Origin of the sequence: Pseudoalteromonas sp. CO109Y (genome assembly GCF_004208935.1) — a bacterium.
In the GTDB taxonomy this organism is placed as follows: domain Bacteria; phylum Pseudomonadota; class Gammaproteobacteria; order Enterobacterales; family Alteromonadaceae; genus Pseudoalteromonas; species Pseudoalteromonas shioyasakiensis.
Genome location: NZ_SGPD01000015.1, coordinates 19,593 through 38,508 on the forward strand (window position 1 = coordinate 19,593; position 18,916 = coordinate 38,508).

Sequence of the window (18,916 nt, forward strand, 5' to 3'; positions counted from 1 at the left end):
TTTTATTATTCTGACCTGAATTGGTACAAAAACGGCGAATTAGCTTGCTAATTCGCCGTTTTGTTTATTTAAGAAGCAGTTAAACTAAAAACTGTGTTTTTTTACTTTACCTTTGAAAAAAGCTCTATATAATTCGTCGTCATTGCAGGGGCGTAGTTCCAATTGGTAGAACAGCGGTCTCCAAAACCGACGGTTGGGAGTTCGAATCTCTCCGCCCCTGCCATTTCTTCCTTCTTTACTTTAATCGCAAATCTCCCTATATTACTTGCTCTTAATCATGATTGAGTTGTTATGAATCCAAGTTACGCTGCGATATTCTCTGTACAATCTTTAGAGTTGAATCAACACTATCGAACTGCGCCTGATACTTCTGGCGAACAGATGCCAAACACTCAACAAGAAACACTGACGTTACCGTTACAGTTTCACCAAGACCTCGAAAAGGCATTTGCGCCGTTAGTAATTACCCAAATCGTTAAAACAGCAAGTATTAGCTGGCAAGAGGGCTGCTTAGGCTTACCAAGCGATAAGCTCAATGGCGAACAGAAAAAACAACTTTGGTCTTTAATCGGTGAACAACTTGATAAGCTTTAAACCTGTCGATGCAACCTATATTAGCCAGTTAATGGCTATCGAAAACGCCTGCCATAGTCACCCTTGGACAGAGAAAACCATGCTGTCGTGTTTAGCTGGGCGTTATTTTAACCTAGCCGCTTTTCAAGGTGATGAGATGCTAGGTTTTTATATCGGTGAACAAGCGGGCCCAGATTACACTTTAATGGATATTTGTGTTGCGCCGAAGTATCAAGGGCAGGGCATTGCTAAGCAGTTGTTAAATGCATTTATTGAGCACGGCGAGCAGCACCAAGCTGAAAACCTATTCTTAGAAGTGCGTGAGTCGAATGCTCCTGCTATTGGCCTGTACGAAAGTGCTGGGTTTTCACATATGTCGGTACGCAAGAACTACTATCCAACCGCGACAGGCAACGAAGACGCTATTTTAATGGGGATGAGCTTTAGCCTTTAAGATGCTTCTTCAAGGGCATTGATAAGTGCATCGTAGCATTGCTCTACCTGTTCAGTTTGATTACTGCGTAGCGCATTTTCAAGCTGACCAGCTGTCTTATGAATGGCCTCAAAACTAAAACACCCCGCACTGCCTTTTAAGCTGTGTGCTAATGAGCGTAGGGCTTCCCATTCTTTAGCGCGATACAACTGCACAACTTGGCTTAAGTAATCAGGTAGTTTTGAGCGATAGTTGTCGTTAATTTGTTGGAATTTTTCACTCTTCAGTAAGTTCTCCCACTTGTTTTGACTATCCTTTTCAATGTGTAAGTAGCTTACAAGCACTTGCTCTAGAGCATCTTTGTCGATTGGTTTGGCGAGTGCTTCATCACAGCCCGCTTCAATGTAGGTGTCAACATCGGTTTTCATTACATTGGCCGTAAGCGCAATGATAGGGCCATCATAGGCTGCGTGACGTAGCATTTGCGTTGCTTCTAAGCCGCCCATGACTGGCATCTGCATATCCATGATGATCAGCTGATAATCATTAACTAATGCCATTTCTACTGCTTCAGCACCGTTTTTCGCGATGTCAGGCTCAAGCCCCCAAGTTTGTAACAGCAGTTTGATCAGCAACTGGTTATCTGGGTTATCTTCGGCCACTAGTATATTGGCATCAAAACTGTTTGCTGCAAATGAAAGCTGAACGTCTTTACTTGGCGATAGTTGCTCATAGCTATGAATAAAGGCCTCGTACTTAAGCTGTTCGGCATTTAAGTGAGCAGCAACTTGTACGGTAAAACAACTGCCGTTTCCAGGTTCACTAATCAGTTGTACATCACCACCCAATAACTGGGCTAAGTTCTTCGATATACACAAGCCAAGACCCGTACCGCCAAAGCGGCGAGTTGTCGTCGCATCGGCTTGTTCAAACGGTTTAAATACCCGCTCGACTTCGCGCTCTGACATACCGATACCGGTATCTTGAATCGCAAATTGTAAATGCTGCTTTTCGCTGTTGTAGCTAATATCAATCGAGATACTGCCTTTCTCAGTGAACTTGACTGCATTACTGGCAATATTGATCAAGATTTGTTTTAAACGTGTGGTATCGCTATTAATAGTTTTGGGTATTGGTAGCTTGTAGTTGATATTAAACGCCAGTTGCTTCTCATTAGCCAGTGGTCGAATAATCGAATCAATATCATGAATAAGCTGCACTACATTACATGGCCCGCGCTCAACGGCGAGTTTTTCAGCTTCAATTTTTGATAAATCAAGAATGTTATTGATGAGCTCAAGCAAGTGCTTAGAGTTACGTAAAATAGTGCTTAAATGCTGCTCATCATTCACCGCATCTTTGTTGTGCAGAAGTTGCTCTGTGAAGCCCATAATTGCGGTAAGTGGGGTACGAATTTCATGACTCATATTCGCTAAAAAGCGGCTTTTCAGTTGGTTTGCTTGCTCAGCTTGCGCAATGGCTACTTCTAGCTTGCTATTCATCGCTTCGAGGGCTTTAGTACGGCTCTCTACTTTTTCTTCTAGGTGATGTTTATATTCTTCAAGCTCATCTTGGTAATGACGAATTTGGTTCACCATGTGGTTAAAGTCGTTGAAAAGCACACCTACTTCATCGTTTGTATGAGCGGGTAGGTATACAGATAAGTCACCATCACCAACTCGATGACTTGCAGCCCCTAATAATTCGACTGGGGTAAGTAGTAAGTTGCGCACCACAATGTAGATCAAAATAGGCAGTGAAATCACCGAAATAATAACAATTAATGCAGTAATTAAACTGATGGCTTTACCAGACTGATATAGCAAATCTTTGGGAGTGGTAGAGATAAAATAATCACCGTCGGTCATTTGTACAGCGTAGATGATGCGCTCTTCTTTATCGATACTCGACAGCTCAATACTGGCTAGTTTGCCGTAATCGGCCAAACTCTTAATTTGTTCAAGTTCGTATTCACTTAGGTAACTGCCGCGTAGGTCATAGTCTGAGCTAAATAAAATTTGCCCTTTAGTGGTCAAAAACAAATTTAGAGTGTTATTAAATGGCGCTTCTAAAATACTGGCATTTAATATCGATGGTTCAACATGAACAACAATAAACCCAAGTTGCTGCGGCTGTTTTAAGTAGTAATCGATATTATAAATTGGGTGCACAAAATACAGGCTAGTTGAGCCATCTTCTTTGGAGATCATAAATTGCTGTTGGCGCAAATTTGATTGCAGTACTTGATCAAAAAACGGGTAACTTTTCGGCGCAGGGGTTAATTGGCTTGAATAAAATGCATCGCTTTTACCATCTGGGGCAACATAGTTAATACTTACAATGTCAGGATAAGCTTCTGAATAGCTTGCAAATACATTCATTAACTCGCCAAGGCGTTCAATGTATTGGTTTTTTGATTCAGGTTCGCGGGCTAAAAAATCTGCCAATACAGGGGAAGTCGAAAGCAAGCGGGTAATCGAGTGAAATGAGTCAATGTAATTGAAGATTTTTTGCTGCTGTTGCTCAACAAAGCGACTGACAATCAGCTCAGCTTGTTTTTTTGTTGAATTGGTCACATTGGTTAACGTAAAGCCACCTAAAAACAACAAAGGTAAGATCACTAATGGTGTGATATACCATAATAATCGAATACTGAGCTTACTGGTTTTCATGACCTAAATTGATATCCCTCCGTGCAATTTATCAATAGTATGCGTTACAACTTGATTACACAAGCTTAGCAAAAAAGTGAACAACGAAAATCCTCAACGAAAGGTGAATAATTACTTACAATCGCTGCTTTTTTGGCTAAGACAAACAAGGTATAATGCTCGGCAATTCTATTTTATTTTTACAGTGCGCACCGAGCTTTATAATTTATAAGGCAGTTAAGTGCGCTTTGTTATGACTAAAAGCAGCTTACATGTCTAATTTAACTACCGAAATTAATAAACGACGCACCTTTGCGATCATCTCGCACCCGGATGCGGGTAAAACCACTATTACAGAAAAAGTTCTGTTATTCGGACAAGCGATTCAAAAAGCGGGTACCGTAAAGGGTCGTGGCTCAAACCAGCACGCAAAATCAGACTGGATGGAAATGGAAAAAGAACGTGGTATCTCGGTAACCACGTCTGTTATGCAATTTCCTTACAATGAGCGTCTAGTTAACTTACTTGATACTCCGGGACACGAAGACTTCTCTGAAGATACTTATCGTACACTGACTGCGGTTGACTCATGCCTAATGGTCATCGACGCAGCGAAAGGTGTTGAGGATCGTACTCGTAAATTAATGGAAGTAACACGCTTACGTACCACACCTATCGTAACTTTTATGAATAAGTGTGACCGTGATATTCGTGATCCAATGGAGTTATTAGACGAAGTTGAAACTGAGCTAAACATTGCCTGTGCGCCGGTAACTTGGCCAATTGGTTGTGGTAAAGAGTTTAAAGGTGTTTACCACATTCACCGTGAAGAAACGATTTTGTATAGCACAGGTCAAGGCCACACAATTCAAGAAGTTCGCGTTATTAAAGGTTTAGATAACCCTGAGCTTGATACGGCGATTGGTAGCGAACTTGCTGAGCAGCTTCGTGAAGAGCTAGAGCTGGTAATTGGTGCATCACACGAGTTTGATTTAGATCTGTTCTTAGCTGGCGAATTATCACCAGTCTACTTTGGTACAGCACTTGGTAACTTTGGTGTTGACCATGTTCTTGATGGCTTAACTGAGTGGGCTCCTGCGCCATTACCACGTGAAACAGAAGACCGCCAAGTTGCGGCAACTGAAGATAACTTCTCTGGTTTCGTATTTAAAATCCAAGCGAACATGGACCCTAAACACCGTGACCGTATCGCCTTTATGCGTATTGTATCTGGCAAATATAGCCAAGGTATGAAGATGAACCATGTACGTATTGGTAAGCAAGTCAGTATTTCTGATGCGGTAACCTTTATGGCCGGTGACCGTGAGCGAGCGCAAGATGCTTACGCAGGTGACATTATTGGTTTACACAACCACGGCACAATTCAAATTGGTGATACCTTCACGCAAGGTGAAAAAATGAAGTTTGGTGGTATTCCTAACTTCGCGCCAGAATTATTCCGTCGTATTCGCTTAAAAGATCCATTAAAACAAAAGCAATTGTTAAAAGGCTTAGTTCAGTTATCTGAAGAAGGTGCTGTGCAAGTATTTAGACCGCTTATTAATAACGACCTTATCGTTGGTGCGGTCGGTGTACTACAGTTTGACGTAGTTGTTGCGCGCTTAAAAGCAGAATACAACGTTGATGCGATTTACGAAGGTGTGAGTGTTAACACTGCACGTTGGGTAAGCTCAGACGATACCAAAAAGCTTGAAGAGTTTAAGCGTAAGTGCGAAAGCAACTTAGCGCTTGATGGTGGCGATAACCTTACTTATATCGCGCCAAGCCGTGTAAACCTAAACTTGTCGATGGAACGCTATCCAGATATCAAGTTTAACCATACGCGCGAAAACTAATACGCTAAGTCTGCTTCAAATTTAAGTGCCCGTACAGCGGGCCATAAAGGTAAAAATTACAATGAATATTCGTACTCTTTTAATCGACAAAGCAATTGCTGCTATGGTTGCAGCAGGGTTACCTGAAGACACTAATCCAGCGGTAACACAAAGCACACGTCCACAGTTTGGTGATTACCAAATCAATGGCGCAATGGGCGCGGCTAAAAAATTAAAATCAAACCCACGTGAACTTGCACAAAAAATTATTGATAACCTAGACCTTGCAGATATCGCTGAAAAAACTGAAATCGCGGGCCCAGGTTTTATCAACATTCACTTAAAGCCTGAGTTTTTATCAGCTAGCTTAAAAGCGGCAAACGAAGACGAAAAGCTAGCAGTTGCGCCACATGCAACAGCACAAAAAGTAGTTGTTGATTACTCATCACCTAACCTTGCTAAAGAAATGCACGTAGGTCATTTACGTTCAACCATCATTGGTGATGCGGTTGTTCGTGCCCTTGAGTTCCGTGGTGATGAAGTTGTTCGTCAAAACCACATGGGTGACTGGGGTACTCAGTTTGGTATGTTAATCGCGCACTTAGAAGATCAAATCAACCAAGGCGTAGACTTAGAGTCTGTAGCGCTGGCCGATCTTGAAACCTTCTATCGTGATGCAAAAAAACGCTTTGATGATGAAGAAGGGTTTGCCGACAAAGCCCGTAATTACGTTGTTAAATTACAAGGCGGCGACGCACACTGTGAAAAACTTTGGAAGTTATTCATTGCCACTTCTGTAAAGCATTCTGAAGAAGTTTATAAGCGTCTAAACGTAACACTTACGCAAGATGACATCATGGCCGAAAGTGCTTACAACAGCGAACTTGCAAACATCATCGCACTATTAAAAGACAAAAACATTGCCGTTGAGTCTGATGGCGCACAAGTGGTGTTCTTAGATGAACTTGCTAATAAAGACGGCGAGCCTTCAGTGTTTATCGTACAGAAATCAGGTGGTGGTTTCTTATATGCAACAACTGACTTAGCAGCTTGTGATTACCGTTCAAATAAATTGGGTGCTGATCGCATCTTAATCTTTGTAGATGCACGTCAAAGCTTACACTTCAATCAAGTTGAGCTAACAGCACGTAAAGCAGGTTTATTACGTGATGAAACAAGTTATGAATTCTGCCCATTCGGCACCATGATGGGTGAAGATGGTAAGCCATTCAAAACTCGTACTGGCGGTACCGTTAAACTTGCTGACTTACTTGAAGAGTCTATCACTCGTGCCGCAGCTAAGCTTGCTGAGCGTGAGTCAGATTTAAGCGACGAAGAGCGTAGCGAAATTGCCCGTAAAGTAGGTATTGGCGCAGTAAAATATGCGGATCTTTCTAAGCACCGTACCAGCGACTATATCTTCAACTGGGACACAATGCTGAGCTTTGAAGGTGCGACAGCGCCATACTTACAATATGCATATACACGTGTTCGCAGTATTTTCCGTAAATCAGGTATCGATGCTGCCTCATTAACAGCTGACGTTGCAATCAACGAGCCACAAGAAAAAGCGCTGGCGCTTAAACTTCTTCAGCTAGAAGAAGTACTTGATCTAATGATCAGCGAAGCGACACCGCACGTATTATGTGGATACCTATACGAACTAGCAAGCCTATACATGACGTTCTACGAAGCATGCCCAGTTCTAAAAGAAGGCGTAGAGCCAAGTGTTCGTGACAGCCGTTTAGTACTGTGTAATTTGGTTGCTAAGACACTGAAATCAGGGTTAGACCTTTTAGGTATCGAAGTCATGGAGCAAATGTAATCACCGTCGTATTTTAACCTAATACTGCGTTGTCAAACCGACTGACCCTAATCACATACAAAACACGTATGCTCATAGGGATAAGTCGGTTTTCCGCCTTGTCTTAGGCTAAACTACTTAGGTGAATTCTGCTTCGTGTAGTTCGCTTTAGCTGCGTTAATGAGTTTATTTAGCCTAAGTCACATACAAAACACGTATGCTCCTTGGCATAAATAAACTCATTGCCTTGCTAGCACTCCTACACTTGCAGAAAGTTTAAGAACTCAAAGGGATAAGTCGGTTTTCCGCCTTGTCTTAGGCTAAATTACTTAGGTGAATTCTGCTTCGTGTAGTTCGCTTTTAAAGCACTCCTACACTTGCAGAAAGTTTAAGAGCTCATAGCTTCGTAGGTTGGGTAGAGCGTAGCGAAACCCAACATAAATCGAAGGCCCTAGACTCTAGGCGCTAGGGGAGTAGCTTGTAGAACCTAGAACCTAGAACCTAGAACCTAGAACCTAGAACCTAGAACCTAGAGCCTAGCTTCGTAGGTTGGGTAGAGCGCAGCGAAACCCAACAAAATTGACAGCTCAATAACCTTGATTAATCTTTAGCTGATAGCTGATAGCTGATAGCTGATAGCTGATAGCTGATAGCTGATAGCTGATAGCTGATAGTAGCGATAGAGGGAATTTTATGAAACTTGAAGATATTCGCCGTGAATATTTACAGGATGGTTTATCTGAAGATATGCTTGATGCGTCTCCAATCAAGCAGTTTGAAAAATGGCTTGAGCAAGCTGTTGCCACTAATTTGCCTGATCCTACGGCGATGGTCGTCGCAACGGTTGATGAACATGGTCAGCCTTCACAGCGTATTGTGCTGTTAAAGCATCTTGATGAAAATGGCTTTGTGTTTTTTACCAATACTGGCTCGCGCAAGGCGCAAGAGCTTAAAGGTAATAACAAAATTTCTCTCCACTTTCCGTGGCACCACATGGAGCGACAAGTCATTGTCTATGGTGAAGCTAAACCTTTACCAACAACGGCTGTGGCTAAGTACTTTTTATCGCGTCCTAAAGAAAGCCAGTTAGCTGCATGGGCATCTCAGCAAAGTCGTCCTGTGTCATCGCGTAAGGTACTAATGGAAACATTTGCGAAAATGAAGCAAAAGTTTTCTGAGGGTGAAATTCCACTGCCTGATTTTTGGGGAGGCTATTGTGTTGAGCCTACAAAAATCGAATTTTGGCAAGGTGGTGCACACCGCTTACACGACCGCTTTATGTATCAACGCCAAGCCGACGGTAGTTGGCAGTTTGGTCGTTTAAATCCGTAAATGCGTTTTATCGATTCCCATTGCCACCTTGATTTTAGCGAATTTGATGAGACTCGCGAAGAGCTCATCAAGGCATGCAAGCAAGTAGGGATCGAGCATTTTATTGTGCCGGGTGTGAGCTTGGCACAATCTACAAAACTATTCTCTTTTGCTAAATCAGAGCCAAGTATATCAGTTGCTTTAGGCTTACATCCTTATTTTTTATCTGACCACCAAGCTCATCACCTCGCTGAACTAGATCAATTAGCGAAAACCCATACTGGGCAGTTTATTGCCATCGGTGAGTGCGGACTTGATCGCAGTATCGACAACCTCGATAAACAAACGCAGCTTTTTGAAGGGCAGATAGAGCTTGCCAACCAACTCGCTTTACCACTGATTGTACATCACAGACAAAGCCATGACTTAATTGCTCGCTCATTTAAGCGCTGCAAGCCAAAGTATGGAGGTGTTATTCATGCCTTTTCAGGTTCAGAGCAACAAGCTCATAGTTATATTAAACAAGGGTTTAAGCTTGGTGTTGGTGGCGTGATTAGTTACCCGCGCGCTGCTAAAACTCGTAAAGTTATAAGTACAATTGAACCCCAGTATTTAGTGCTTGAAACCGACTCGCCATCAATGCCGCTAGCTGGTTTTCAAGGGCAGGTTAATACACCTCTTAAGGTGCGGGATGTGTTTGCTCATCTATGTGAACTTAAAGGCGTTACAGGCGATACAAAGCAGCAATTGGCTGCTGAACTCTATGATTCTTGCTCTGCACTTTTTTTGATGTAACGGTTGATTTGCCAGTGTTTTAAGCCGCGGCCTAACTGCCAAGTAAAAATACAGGTGATCACTAACATTAATAACACTTGGCGACCTAAATCATGAAAACTACTGTGACTGGTCGCAATAGAAGCCTGCGTTAAATAGGTAATCGACACAAAGCCAATTGGCCTTTCATCATCACTTATCACCGGCTCTACAAATGGAGTTTTAAGTTTGCTGATACCCGGCGTTGAGTCGGGTAATAAACCAAAAGTGTGGTGACTTTGCCAATTATCGCTGGCCGCAATTTGAATACCTTGTTGATCGTAAATCGTTGCCGCTAAAACATACTCATCTTCAGCAATATGATTACACAAAGCATTTAACTCTGGTTTGTTTTTTTCTTGCAGTGGGGTTTTTGCATTTAGTGCCATAAACTTGGTTAAGCTTATCGCGGTGCTGTCAGCACTATCATAAAGTAATTGGTGGCTTTGAAAGCTACTATTCATGGCAACCCAACTTAACAGCACAAAACAGGCTGCAGCCAAGCTCAAGCGCACAACACGTTGGCGATAAGTGGCTGAAAAGGGAATTTTAAGTTGGTTATTTTTCATAGTCACCGTATACGTTACTGACAGCTTTTAAATTTGATGGTACAACATGATAACTTTAACAGCCCCTTGAGTGCGAGTGCCAAATGCACGACCAAGGACAGACATAAGTCTAATGTGGAGCCACTATGTCACAGCTTAGCTTAGCTGCTACACCTTCAGCAAATTTAGCAGAACAAATCAGCCTAAATTGCTGGTATAAAATTGAAAACAAACACCTTATTACAACAGACTTTACGCCAAAAGCAAATCAAGGCGTGTTCAGTGTTGCCTTTGGTAATGAGCTTAATGCTGAGCAATTACTTGCTATTAGCGATTTTTTAGCAGCGCAAGGGTTTAGCAATTTATCGCTTTGTTGTTATCAGCCAATCTCAGACATGCCAGTAGCGTGGAGCTTTCATAGCGATACAACAACAGCACTAAGCCCTTTGGTATTAGTTGAGTTTGCTAAGCAATTGGGTATTCAATTGGTGCAATTAACTAATCCACCCACAGTGAATGAACCAGGTTTATTGCTGATGGATATGGACTCAACAGCCATTACTATTGAGTGTATCGACGAAATTGCGCGTCTTGCCGATGTGTATGATGAAGTTGCTGCTGTGACCGCGCAAGCAATGGCTGGTCAGCTAGACTTTGCACAAAGCTTAAAACAGCGTGTCGCGAAGCTTGAGGGCATCGATGTAGATTTAATTGATGGCTTAAAAGCGCGTTTACCGCTAATGCCGGGCGTGAGTGAGTTATGCCAATACCTAAAAACGCATAACTGGCATTTAGCTATTGCATCAGGTGGTTTTGTGCCATTTGCTGAGCAAGTACAGTCACTGCTAGATTTAGATGAAGTGCACGCCAATACCCTTGAGTTTAAAGATAACCGTTTAACAGGCAAGGTCATAGGCACGATTGTTGATGCTGAGGAAAAAGCCCGTGTACTTAAACGAATCGAACAAAAGCTTACCTTAAACAACCGCCAAACTGTTGCTATGGGTGATGGTGCGAACGATTTGAAAATGATGGCTGCGGCAGGGCTTGGTGTTGCTGTGCATGGTAAACCTAAAGTAGTTGAGCAAGCACAAACTGCAATTAATGAAGGCTCATTACTGCAAGTTGCTTACTTACTCTCTCTACCGTTAGATTACTCGCTTTAACCAAGTCGCTTTGCGTTTACTCATTTCATTGATCAGCCTTCGGTCAATATCAAAATGGGTAAGCGCTTCTTCGGTTATATCAATTAAATCACCCACACCAGCTACTGCCCATAGTGCTTCTTCTAAGTCTTTTGCTTTATGTAATGCGTACTGACTAATATATTTGAGTTCATTCGCTAAGTAATCAATATCTGGGCGGCCAGTTCGTGATACATATAAACGAAATACAAAGACTAAATCGTTTTTCAGCGCTTTTTTCACAAACAAAGTTTGTGGTTTGTAATCATCTTCACTAATACAGCGGCTGGTAATTGCATCGCTTATTTCGGCTTGGCGCGGATCAAAGCGAACAAATAGAGTAAATGGCAGAGGTGGATCTTGGCGACTACGGTCTTTGATCAACGGGGTGATCACTTCTGTAATTTGATCCGTTGATAAGAATCCGTCGATGCTGGTTGTTTCGTTCAATAACGCAAAATTTTGTAGTAGTACATGAAGAGGGCTTGGATATAAGCCTTGGCCAATAGCACCAGCTTTAAAGTGGGCAGCTTCTTTATGTAAATAAAACGGGAATTGGCATACGCTTTTGGTCACCATATTTCTGAGTGCAGTTGATAGCCCCGGAATTTTAGGGGTTTCTTCACAAACACGTAATTTGTCTTTGTTGTTATCGATTAATACGGTGAAAAACTTAATCGCCATATGCGGTAAGTCACCAACTTTATGCACTTTTAAATTTACCGTTGTCAGTGATTTACTTATAGCCATTACTTCATAAGCCAGATTTGTTAAATCGTGCTTTTTGGTAATTTTTTGCAAATCAGGCAAGTTTAGTTTGATGATATCGCCTTTTTTGAACTCAACCGGTTGGTCGCATTCAATTTGCAAGCCCATCACAGATAAATCACGAGTATGGCCTGTAATTGATTGCTCATGATGTTCAATGCTGATAGCTGTTTTGTATAAATAGCGTTTATGAGCACGAAGGTTCACATACTCAAGCGCCACAGGCTCTAAATGAGGAGGCGTTTTATGCTTACTGTGACCAAACTGTTTAAGTTGGTTTACCGCATCTTTATTATAATCAAGCTGTTGGTATGTTTGTTGTTCAAACTTAGTACCCACCGAGGTCAAAATCAGTAGATATTTAACATCTTTAATCAACCCCTGCACCCGTGGTGTCGGTGGCTTATTAAGTTTTTCGATGTTTTTGCCAGCACTGCTGGGCAGCGACAGCGGAATATACGAATCTTCCGGATGGCTTGGCATCAATTGAAGCTTAAAGCATTGCCAACTGTCTTTTTGGCTACCAAAGCCGAAAAATAAATCTCTCAGTTGTGGTTGGCTATCAAGCTCAGTTCGCGTAGCTGAGTAGTAATAAATCTTGCCAGCAACGGTATGAGTGAAGGTGTACAGGTATTCTTCTTTTACCGCATCTGGTGAACTGAGCAAGTGACCTAAACGTTGTTGATTGATAATGCTATATAAGCATGACAACTTACGCTCATCACAAAAATAGCGCTGAATAAAAATGTTATTTTCTGTGGTTAACGCAAGGCTAGGATAAAGCTTGTCGCCTTGTAAGCTCAAAAAAGTATAAAGCGAGGTAACACGTGGAATGTAGTATTGCTCGTAGCCTTTCGATACAACCGCATCTAAGGTATTGTCTAAGTTCACTTTATAGCGACGTTTATTACCGTGAATAAAGCTTTCTAAGAACTCATCAAACTTATCATTATTTTCAATAAAGGTGCGCTTTAAGCGTACATGGTTGTATTCACGGGATACTTTTTCTACCGCAACCACTTCGTATTGAATTCCGTTTTTTAAGCCCAGTTCAAAATCTTGCTCTAGGCCAACTAAGCGCAGACCAATTAATTGGCCTTTTTTAACTTTATACCGTGGTGCTAACTTGATTTTTGCGCCACTTAAAGAGATATCAGAGGTAGAAGCGGCAACCTTATTGTCTTTGTCTAGTTCAACGGTAATTTTAATTGAGTAGTTCATCCGCTCTTCGCGGCGACTTTCATAGGATGCAAACTTAATGACCTTGGCTGACTGTTCTGTCGTGCTACTATCGTCAGTTAAAGCTTGTTCAGCGGCTTTTTTTTGCATTACGCGGTGATTGTTTTCGGTATTCATTACCGCTTCGTAAACGGCAAGGGTGTAACCACCGTGGCGCTTTATAGCATCTTCAAACACTTCAATGGCTGTATCGTCCATAAAGTGTTGCTTACCATCATATTCGTAGGGTTTGACTTGGCCGGTTACCTGGCCACGTAAATCAATAAAGCGTGCTACAGGCTGAGATAAGCGCGACATTTCCATTTTGATCAGAAACTGCTCTGGCTTAGTTAAGCTAGCTGTTTTTGATTTAAACAGTTTGTCGAACTGGGGAGTGCCTAAATGTGCCTTTAGTTCTTCAACTAGGCTTTCATATTTAAGCAGTATGTCTTCAGCCATTTATAAAACCATCACCGTCTATCTAAAAAAGTAGGTATACTAGCGTGCTATTGAAAGCCAAAGCAGTGTAACTAGTTTTTTATTTTATTAGTTATTGTTATATGTATTCGCCAATTAAATGGCAAGCACTGTAAAGTTTTATTTGTAAGCAAAAACTGTGCCCTTAACCATTTCTTAATTAAGCACTTAGCATGATTAAGCGTTTTTCATGGGGCAAGTTACAGCATATTATCTTTTGTGACTACAAAAGTGACTCTAGATTAATTACCTGAGTCATATGTTTTACTTTAGCTATTATATGCTTGAAAATACAGAAATAGTCACAAAACAGCGACCAAAATAGGTAAGGCCGAATGGCAAAATCAGCAAAAATCGAATTTGTCTGCACTGAGTGCGGCATGAACTATCAACGCTGGCAAGGTCAGTGTAAGTGTGGAGCATGGAATACGCTGGCAGAATTTAAGCCTTCAGCGGGGCAATCGAAGCAAGCGGCAAGCCGTGCGGCAGTGGCAGGCTATGCCGGTATCGCTAGCGGTGGCTCAAAGAAAATCAATGAAGTTGCGACCACTGAGGCCGAAAAACGCCTTACAGAAATAGGTGAGCTAGACAGAGTGCTAAGTGGTGGCGTAACCACAGGCTCTGTTAACATTATTTCTGGCGACCCAGGTGCCGGTAAAACCACCTTGCTGTCAGATTTAGTCGCACGTATGTCAAAGCTAATGCCTTCTTTATACTGCACAGCCGAAGAGTCTCTATCGCAGTTCAAAAACCGTGTGAATCGCTTACGATTAGATTACAACGAAGATGAGCTTTACTTGCTGTCTGAAACCAGTGTTGAAGCCATCATTGAAGAGCTTGATAAAAACAAAATTAAGTTCGCGGTGATTGACTCAATTCAGGCCGTGGTAACAGAAACGGCAAATGGTAGCCCTGGCTCACCCTCACAGGTAAAAAGTGCAGCTCAGGCACTAACACAATACTGTAAGCAAAATGATGTCACTATGTTCATCATTGCCCATGTAAACAAAAATAACGAAATTGCTGGGCCGCAAACACTTGTACACATAGTCGATGCTTTATTACATATCGATACTAACGATGGCCAAGTCAGAACACTGCGTGCTAATAAAAACCGTTTTGGCGATATCGATACCGTGGGTATTTTCAGAATGTGCGAGCGCGGAATGTTGAGCGTTGATAACCCAAGCGAAATCTTTTTATCTGGTTCTAGTACCGAGTCTCCGGGCTCTGCTATCACTTGTATCCGTAAAGGTAACCGTAACTTACTACTCGAAATACAATGTTTAACCACAGAAACCGAAGCCGAATTCCCGCAGCGGGTGTGTGTTGGCTTGAATATGAATCGTATCAAGATGCTAACAGGTATTTTACGTAAGCACACAAAAACAAAAATCTTCCACGATACTTTTTTCAACATTGTTGGTGGTTTAAAAATCGATGAGTCAGAGACTTGTATCGATTTAGCATTGGTAGCAGCACTTTTAAGCAGCTTGAACGAATTTGTTGTACCGCGTACCACCTGTATTATGGGTGAGCTAAGTTTAAATGGTGATGTAAGACCAATCGACAGCGGCGTACCTCGAGTTAAAGAAGCTGCGCAACACGGTTTTACTGAGATCTTTATTCCATATCGTAATTACCATAAATCAATGGAAGGCCTTGGTGCTAAGATCACCCCAGTAAAAACCGTGCATGAGCTATTGTCGTTAATAAACTAAATACAATTTGATACACTGATAAAAAATTTACACCAATTAAAGGAAATAAAATGAAGAAGTTAATTATTGCAGCGGTTGTTGCTGCGGCTGTCGGTGGCGTAGCTTACGCAAATTACGCAGCTACACAGGAAGTGAAAAAGGTGGTTGATAAGCAAATTAGTGCATTATCAATCCAAAGCGGTGTAGAAATTAAATACAGCGATATCTCAGCCAGTATTTTTGATAGCAGCATGCAGTTATCTGAGATCACGGTTTCAAATAGTTTAAGCAATGAGCCTGTCGCAACAATCGATAGCATTGATGTGTCGGGTTACGAAGTAGATGCAGTGCCGCCTCATACTGGTTTTGTTATGAAGAACTTTCGTTTTAGCGATGAATTTTTAGCGCAGCTGCCAGAAAACTCTAATAACAAGCTAGCATCAACAAGCTATAACGTTGACTCATCGCTTGATTATAATAAAGATTCAGGCGACAGCGACTTTGCTCTTAAAGTCACTGCAAATGAGGTGGCTGACGTTAACTTTAATCTTGGTTTAGCTAAAACCACAGCGCTGATGGAAGCATCACTTGCTGTGAGCCAGATGCAAAATGAAGCAGCTGATGGTCAGCTTACTTTAGAACAGCAGTTACAACAGCAATCGAAGATGATGGCAGCCCTCACTCAGTTAGAGCCACGTAGCATCAATATGTCGATTGCTGATGAAGGTGAGCTTAAAGCGGTCGTTGATAGCTTCTTAACTGCGCAAGGTATGACCCATGAGCAATTTAAGCAAGTCGTTGCGATGCAATTACAGCAAGTGCCAGTGAGCGAAGAACTTGCAACAGCGATTAGCAACTTTGTGAATGGTTTATCGTCTTTCTCAGTATCAGCTAAATTACCTGAAGGTAAAACTATGATGGAGATTAATCAGCAAATTCAAATGCTGATGGGTCAACCTGAAGAGCTTGCGAAATTCATCAACTTACAAGCAAGTGGCGAATAATCTCAAGCCTCTTCTGTAAACCTAACCTTAAAGTGACGAGTGATTTAACTTACTCACTTTAAGGTTGTTTTTTATCTGCATCACACCTTGGCTGTGCTCTAAAAACTTCTGTGCTAAAGCACGTTGAAAGCCTGTTTCTGCAATACCTTTTAGTTCAACAGTTTCACCTTCAACAATCACTTGTAAGTTTTCAATGTGAAAGTTAGGGTTACGAGTTAACTTCTGCAATGCCATTTGCTGTAAGCGCGGTTGCGCAGATGTGCTTGTTGTTAGCACACTAGTATTGGCGCTCACAGTCGTTGCGCAAGCAAGTAAAAACATACAACTCAATAAAGTAAGTACTACGGTTAATTTAAAGCGGCTCATACAATTCCCTCGTTAATCTAGTCTGCTGTGAACTATTGCTGAACCTGTTACAATTATTATTCCAATATTTAAGTTGTTGAATTTTATTGGTTTGTTTTTATGGGTGTGATGTGTGGGCAATAAAGTGTGAACTAATTACACAGTTAATAAGTAAAAAGGGTATGGCACAAAAATGCCGAGACAAACTCGGCATTTTCACAGTTATGATGCTAAAGTTAAAACTACTTTTTCTTCTTCGTTTTAGCTTTGGCTTTTTTCTTTGCCTTCATTTTTACTGGATCTTTTTTCTTTTTAGATGGGATCTTCGCTTCTTTGTGTTGTGGCTCAAGCCCTTTAATTACTCGGCGTTTCAATTTTTGCTCAATGTAGCGCTCAACCTTACCAACAATTGCCACGTCATGAGCTTCAATAAATGAAATCGCAATGCCTTTTTTACCTGCACGACCAGTACGGCCAATACGGTGTACGTATACGTCTGCGGTACGTGGCATATCAAAGTTGATAACATGGCTGATATCAGCAACATCAATACCACGAGCAGCAACATCCGTTGCAACTAAGATATTGTTGCGACCAGAGTGAAAGTTCTCCATCGCTTTCATGCGCTTGTCTTGTGGCATTTCACCGCGTAACCAAGCTACACGAAGGCCTTCGTTGTTTAGCTCACCAACTAATGTTTCTAAGCGCTCACGAGTTTTTACAAACACAATAGCTTTATGAATGTCGTCACCATTTAATGTTTCAACCAACATTTTTAGCTTGTGGTCGTAGTCATCAGCAAGGTGAACCCATTGGTGGATTTTGCCTTTCTCTTTACGTGAAGATTCGGCTTCAAGCAGTGCAGGGTCGTTTAAGATACGCTCTGCAAATAACTCAACGCTGTCACCTTCAAGGGTCGCTGAGAATAAGAAACATTGGCGGCGGTTACGTGCTTCATCACAAATGCGTAGCATTTCTTTACGAAAGCCCATGTCTAGCATGCGGTCAGCTTCATCAAGAATAAGCATTTCAACGTTTTCAGCATGGAAGTTCTCTGTTTCAAGGTACTCCATTAAACGCCCAGGTGTGGCAATGAGAATGTCGTTATTGCTTTCGAAAATTTCTCTGTGTGTCCCGTAGTTTATACCACCTGTTACAACCCCAATTTTAAGATGAGTTTGTGCTGCGAGTAATTCACATTGCTCATGAATTTGATAAGCAAGCTCACGGGTTGGTGTCATGATCAATACGCGCGCAAAGCCAGGATCGCGACGTGGGAAATCAAGCAAGTATTGAATTGCAGGGATCAAAAACGCGGCTGTTTTACCCGTACCAGTAGGGGCAGATGCCAAAATATCACGACCTTGAAGTGCTTCAGGGATCGCCTGTTGTTGAATACTGGTAGGCGTATCAAAACCCATTTTATTAATGGCATTTAACAGCTTGTTATCGATATCAAATTCAGAAAATTGCATAGAGTGACATAAATAGAGGACAATTGAGCCTAATTATACGCGTTAACGCGGCTGTGGTGAATGAAAAGGTGAAAAAATGTCAGGCTTTGTGTTTAAACAATTTACGGTAACGCAAACACGCACGGCGATGAAAGTATCGACCGATGGTATTTTGTTAGGGGCGTGGGCTGATTTAAGTGGTGCTAAGGGCATTTTAGACATTGGCACAGGCACAGGGTTGTTGGCGTTAATGGCAAAACAAAGAGCGCCTGAAGCAAAAGTAAGTGCCATCGAAATTGACGCGGGTGCCTGTAATGATGCTCGAGATAACTTTGCGGCTAGCCCTTGGCCAGAAATAAACCTTTTCGAAGGAGCTGTACAGTCGTTCAACGCAGCAGAGCCTTTTGATGCGATCATCACCAATCCACCGTATTTTAATGCGAGCCTAAAAGGTGAAAATGATGCTCGAAATACTGCCCGTCATACTGACGGCCTTAGCTTCAGCGAATTGATAGAAGCGTGTACTAGGATTAGCCACGGCAAAACGCTTTTGAATGTGATTTTGCCTTGCGTAGAGGCAAAACAATTCATTGCGGTAGCTGAGCAGGCAGGCTGGTACTTAAATCGCCATTGCTTGGTACGTACAACCGAGAAAAAACAACCAAGTCGTAGCCTGTTGTTACTCAGCCAAAACAACGGCGAATGTGATACATCATCGTTAACCATACATGCAGCTGATGGCAGCTATAGCCAAGATTATAAAGAGCTCTGTAAAGCTTTTTACCTAAAGATGTAATC

Annotated in this window: 15 protein-coding genes and 1 tRNA gene; 11 read left to right on the plus strand and 5 right to left on the minus strand. The window is 41.9% G+C overall.

What is annotated here, in order from left to right; genetic code table 11:
• Positions 1 to 146 precede the first annotated feature (146 nt).
• The 3 genes from EXT43_RS05730 (at position 147) to rimI (ending at position 1,027) form a co-directional block, all read left to right on the plus strand.
• Positions 147 to 223: transfer RNA gene (locus EXT43_RS05730), tRNA-Trp, on the plus strand.
• 68 nt (positions 224 to 291) lie between these two features.
• Entirely contained in the window at positions 292 to 594 is a 303-nt protein-coding gene (locus EXT43_RS05735) for a hypothetical protein (RefSeq protein ID WP_063528471.1), read from the plus strand.
• Entirely contained in the window at positions 581 to 1,027 is a 447-nt protein-coding gene (gene rimI, locus EXT43_RS05740) for a ribosomal protein S18-alanine N-acetyltransferase (RefSeq protein ID WP_054551230.1), read from the plus strand. Before EXT43_RS05735 ends, rimI begins: the two co-directional genes overlap by 14 nt.
• Here the strand turns inward: rimI and EXT43_RS05745 are convergent.
• Positions 1,024 to 3,678 (minus strand): hybrid sensor histidine kinase/response regulator, encoded by a 2,655-nt coding sequence (locus tag EXT43_RS05745; protein ID WP_055020975.1) that lies wholly within the window; start codon positions 3,676 to 3,678, stop codon positions 1,024 to 1,026. The two genes, rimI and EXT43_RS05745, sit on opposite strands and share 4 nt — an antisense overlap.
• 251 nt (positions 3,679 to 3,929) lie before the next feature.
• Between EXT43_RS05745 and prfC the strand changes: the two genes are divergently transcribed.
• From prfC to EXT43_RS05770, 4 genes are all read left to right on the plus strand, one after another.
• Positions 3,930 to 5,513 (plus strand): peptide chain release factor 3, encoded by a 1,584-nt coding sequence (gene prfC / locus EXT43_RS05750; protein WP_054551232.1) that lies wholly within the window; start codon positions 3,930 to 3,932, stop codon positions 5,511 to 5,513.
• 61 nt (positions 5,514 to 5,574) lie between these two features.
• Positions 5,575 to 7,317, plus strand: coding sequence for an arginine--tRNA ligase (argS, locus tag EXT43_RS05755; RefSeq protein WP_130166547.1), 1,743 nt, complete (start codon positions 5,575 to 5,577; stop codon positions 7,315 to 7,317).
• A gap of 672 nt (positions 7,318 to 7,989) precedes the next feature.
• Positions 7,990 to 8,628, plus strand: a complete 639-nt coding sequence (gene pdxH / locus EXT43_RS05765) for a pyridoxamine 5'-phosphate oxidase (protein ID WP_055020972.1) — start codon at positions 7,990 to 7,992, stop codon at positions 8,626 to 8,628.
• Positions 8,629 to 9,402, plus strand: a complete 774-nt coding sequence (locus EXT43_RS05770) for a TatD family hydrolase (RefSeq protein WP_130166549.1) — start codon at positions 8,629 to 8,631, stop codon at positions 9,400 to 9,402.
• On the opposite strand, the gene EXT43_RS05775 is transcribed toward EXT43_RS05770, so the two are convergent.
• A complete protein-coding gene (locus EXT43_RS05775) occupies positions 9,369 to 9,989 on the minus strand; it encodes an AhpA/YtjB family protein (RefSeq protein WP_054560826.1) in 621 nt (206 codons plus the stop codon). The genes EXT43_RS05770 and EXT43_RS05775 overlap by 34 nt on opposite strands.
• A 125-nt stretch (positions 9,990 to 10,114) precedes the next feature.
• Between EXT43_RS05775 and serB the strand changes: the two genes are divergently transcribed.
• Positions 10,115 to 11,134 (plus strand): phosphoserine phosphatase SerB, encoded by a 1,020-nt coding sequence (gene serB, locus EXT43_RS05780; RefSeq protein ID WP_062564890.1) that lies wholly within the window; start codon positions 10,115 to 10,117, stop codon positions 11,132 to 11,134.
• Here serB and EXT43_RS05785 read toward each other — a convergent pair.
• Positions 11,117 to 13,597, minus strand: coding sequence for a PilZ domain-containing protein (locus tag EXT43_RS05785; RefSeq protein ID WP_130166550.1), 2,481 nt, complete (start codon positions 13,595 to 13,597; stop codon positions 11,117 to 11,119). The genes serB and EXT43_RS05785 overlap by 18 nt on opposite strands.
• Before the next feature lie 353 nt (positions 13,598 to 13,950).
• Between EXT43_RS05785 and radA the strand changes: the two genes are divergently transcribed.
• Together radA and EXT43_RS05795 are read left to right on the plus strand one after the other, a co-directional pair.
• Positions 13,951 to 15,336, plus strand: a complete 1,386-nt coding sequence (radA, locus tag EXT43_RS05790) for a DNA repair protein RadA (RefSeq protein WP_054560823.1) — start codon at positions 13,951 to 13,953, stop codon at positions 15,334 to 15,336.
• A 50-nt stretch (positions 15,337 to 15,386) separates the two neighbouring features.
• Positions 15,387 to 16,319: a hypothetical protein gene (locus tag EXT43_RS05795; protein ID WP_062564892.1), complete on the plus strand. Its 933-nt coding sequence runs from the start codon at positions 15,387 to 15,389 to the stop codon at positions 16,317 to 16,319.
• Positions 16,320 to 16,346: 27 nt separating this feature from the next.
• On the opposite strand, the gene EXT43_RS05800 is transcribed toward EXT43_RS05795, so the two are convergent.
• Positions 16,347 to 16,685, minus strand: a complete 339-nt coding sequence (locus tag EXT43_RS05800) for a BON domain-containing protein (RefSeq protein WP_062564893.1) — start codon at positions 16,683 to 16,685, stop codon at positions 16,347 to 16,349.
• A gap of 221 nt (positions 16,686 to 16,906) precedes the next feature.
• Positions 16,907 to 18,139, minus strand: coding sequence for an ATP-dependent RNA helicase SrmB (srmB, locus tag EXT43_RS05805; protein ID WP_055198154.1), 1,233 nt, complete (start codon positions 18,137 to 18,139; stop codon positions 16,907 to 16,909).
• A 76-nt stretch (positions 18,140 to 18,215) separates the two neighbouring features.
• Here srmB and EXT43_RS05810 point away from each other — a divergent pair, with 76 nt between their 5' ends.
• On the plus strand, positions 18,216 to 18,914 hold the full coding sequence (locus EXT43_RS05810) for a methyltransferase (RefSeq protein ID WP_130166551.1): 699 nt from the start codon (positions 18,216 to 18,218) through the stop codon (positions 18,912 to 18,914).
• Positions 18,915 to 18,916 lie beyond the last annotated feature (2 nt).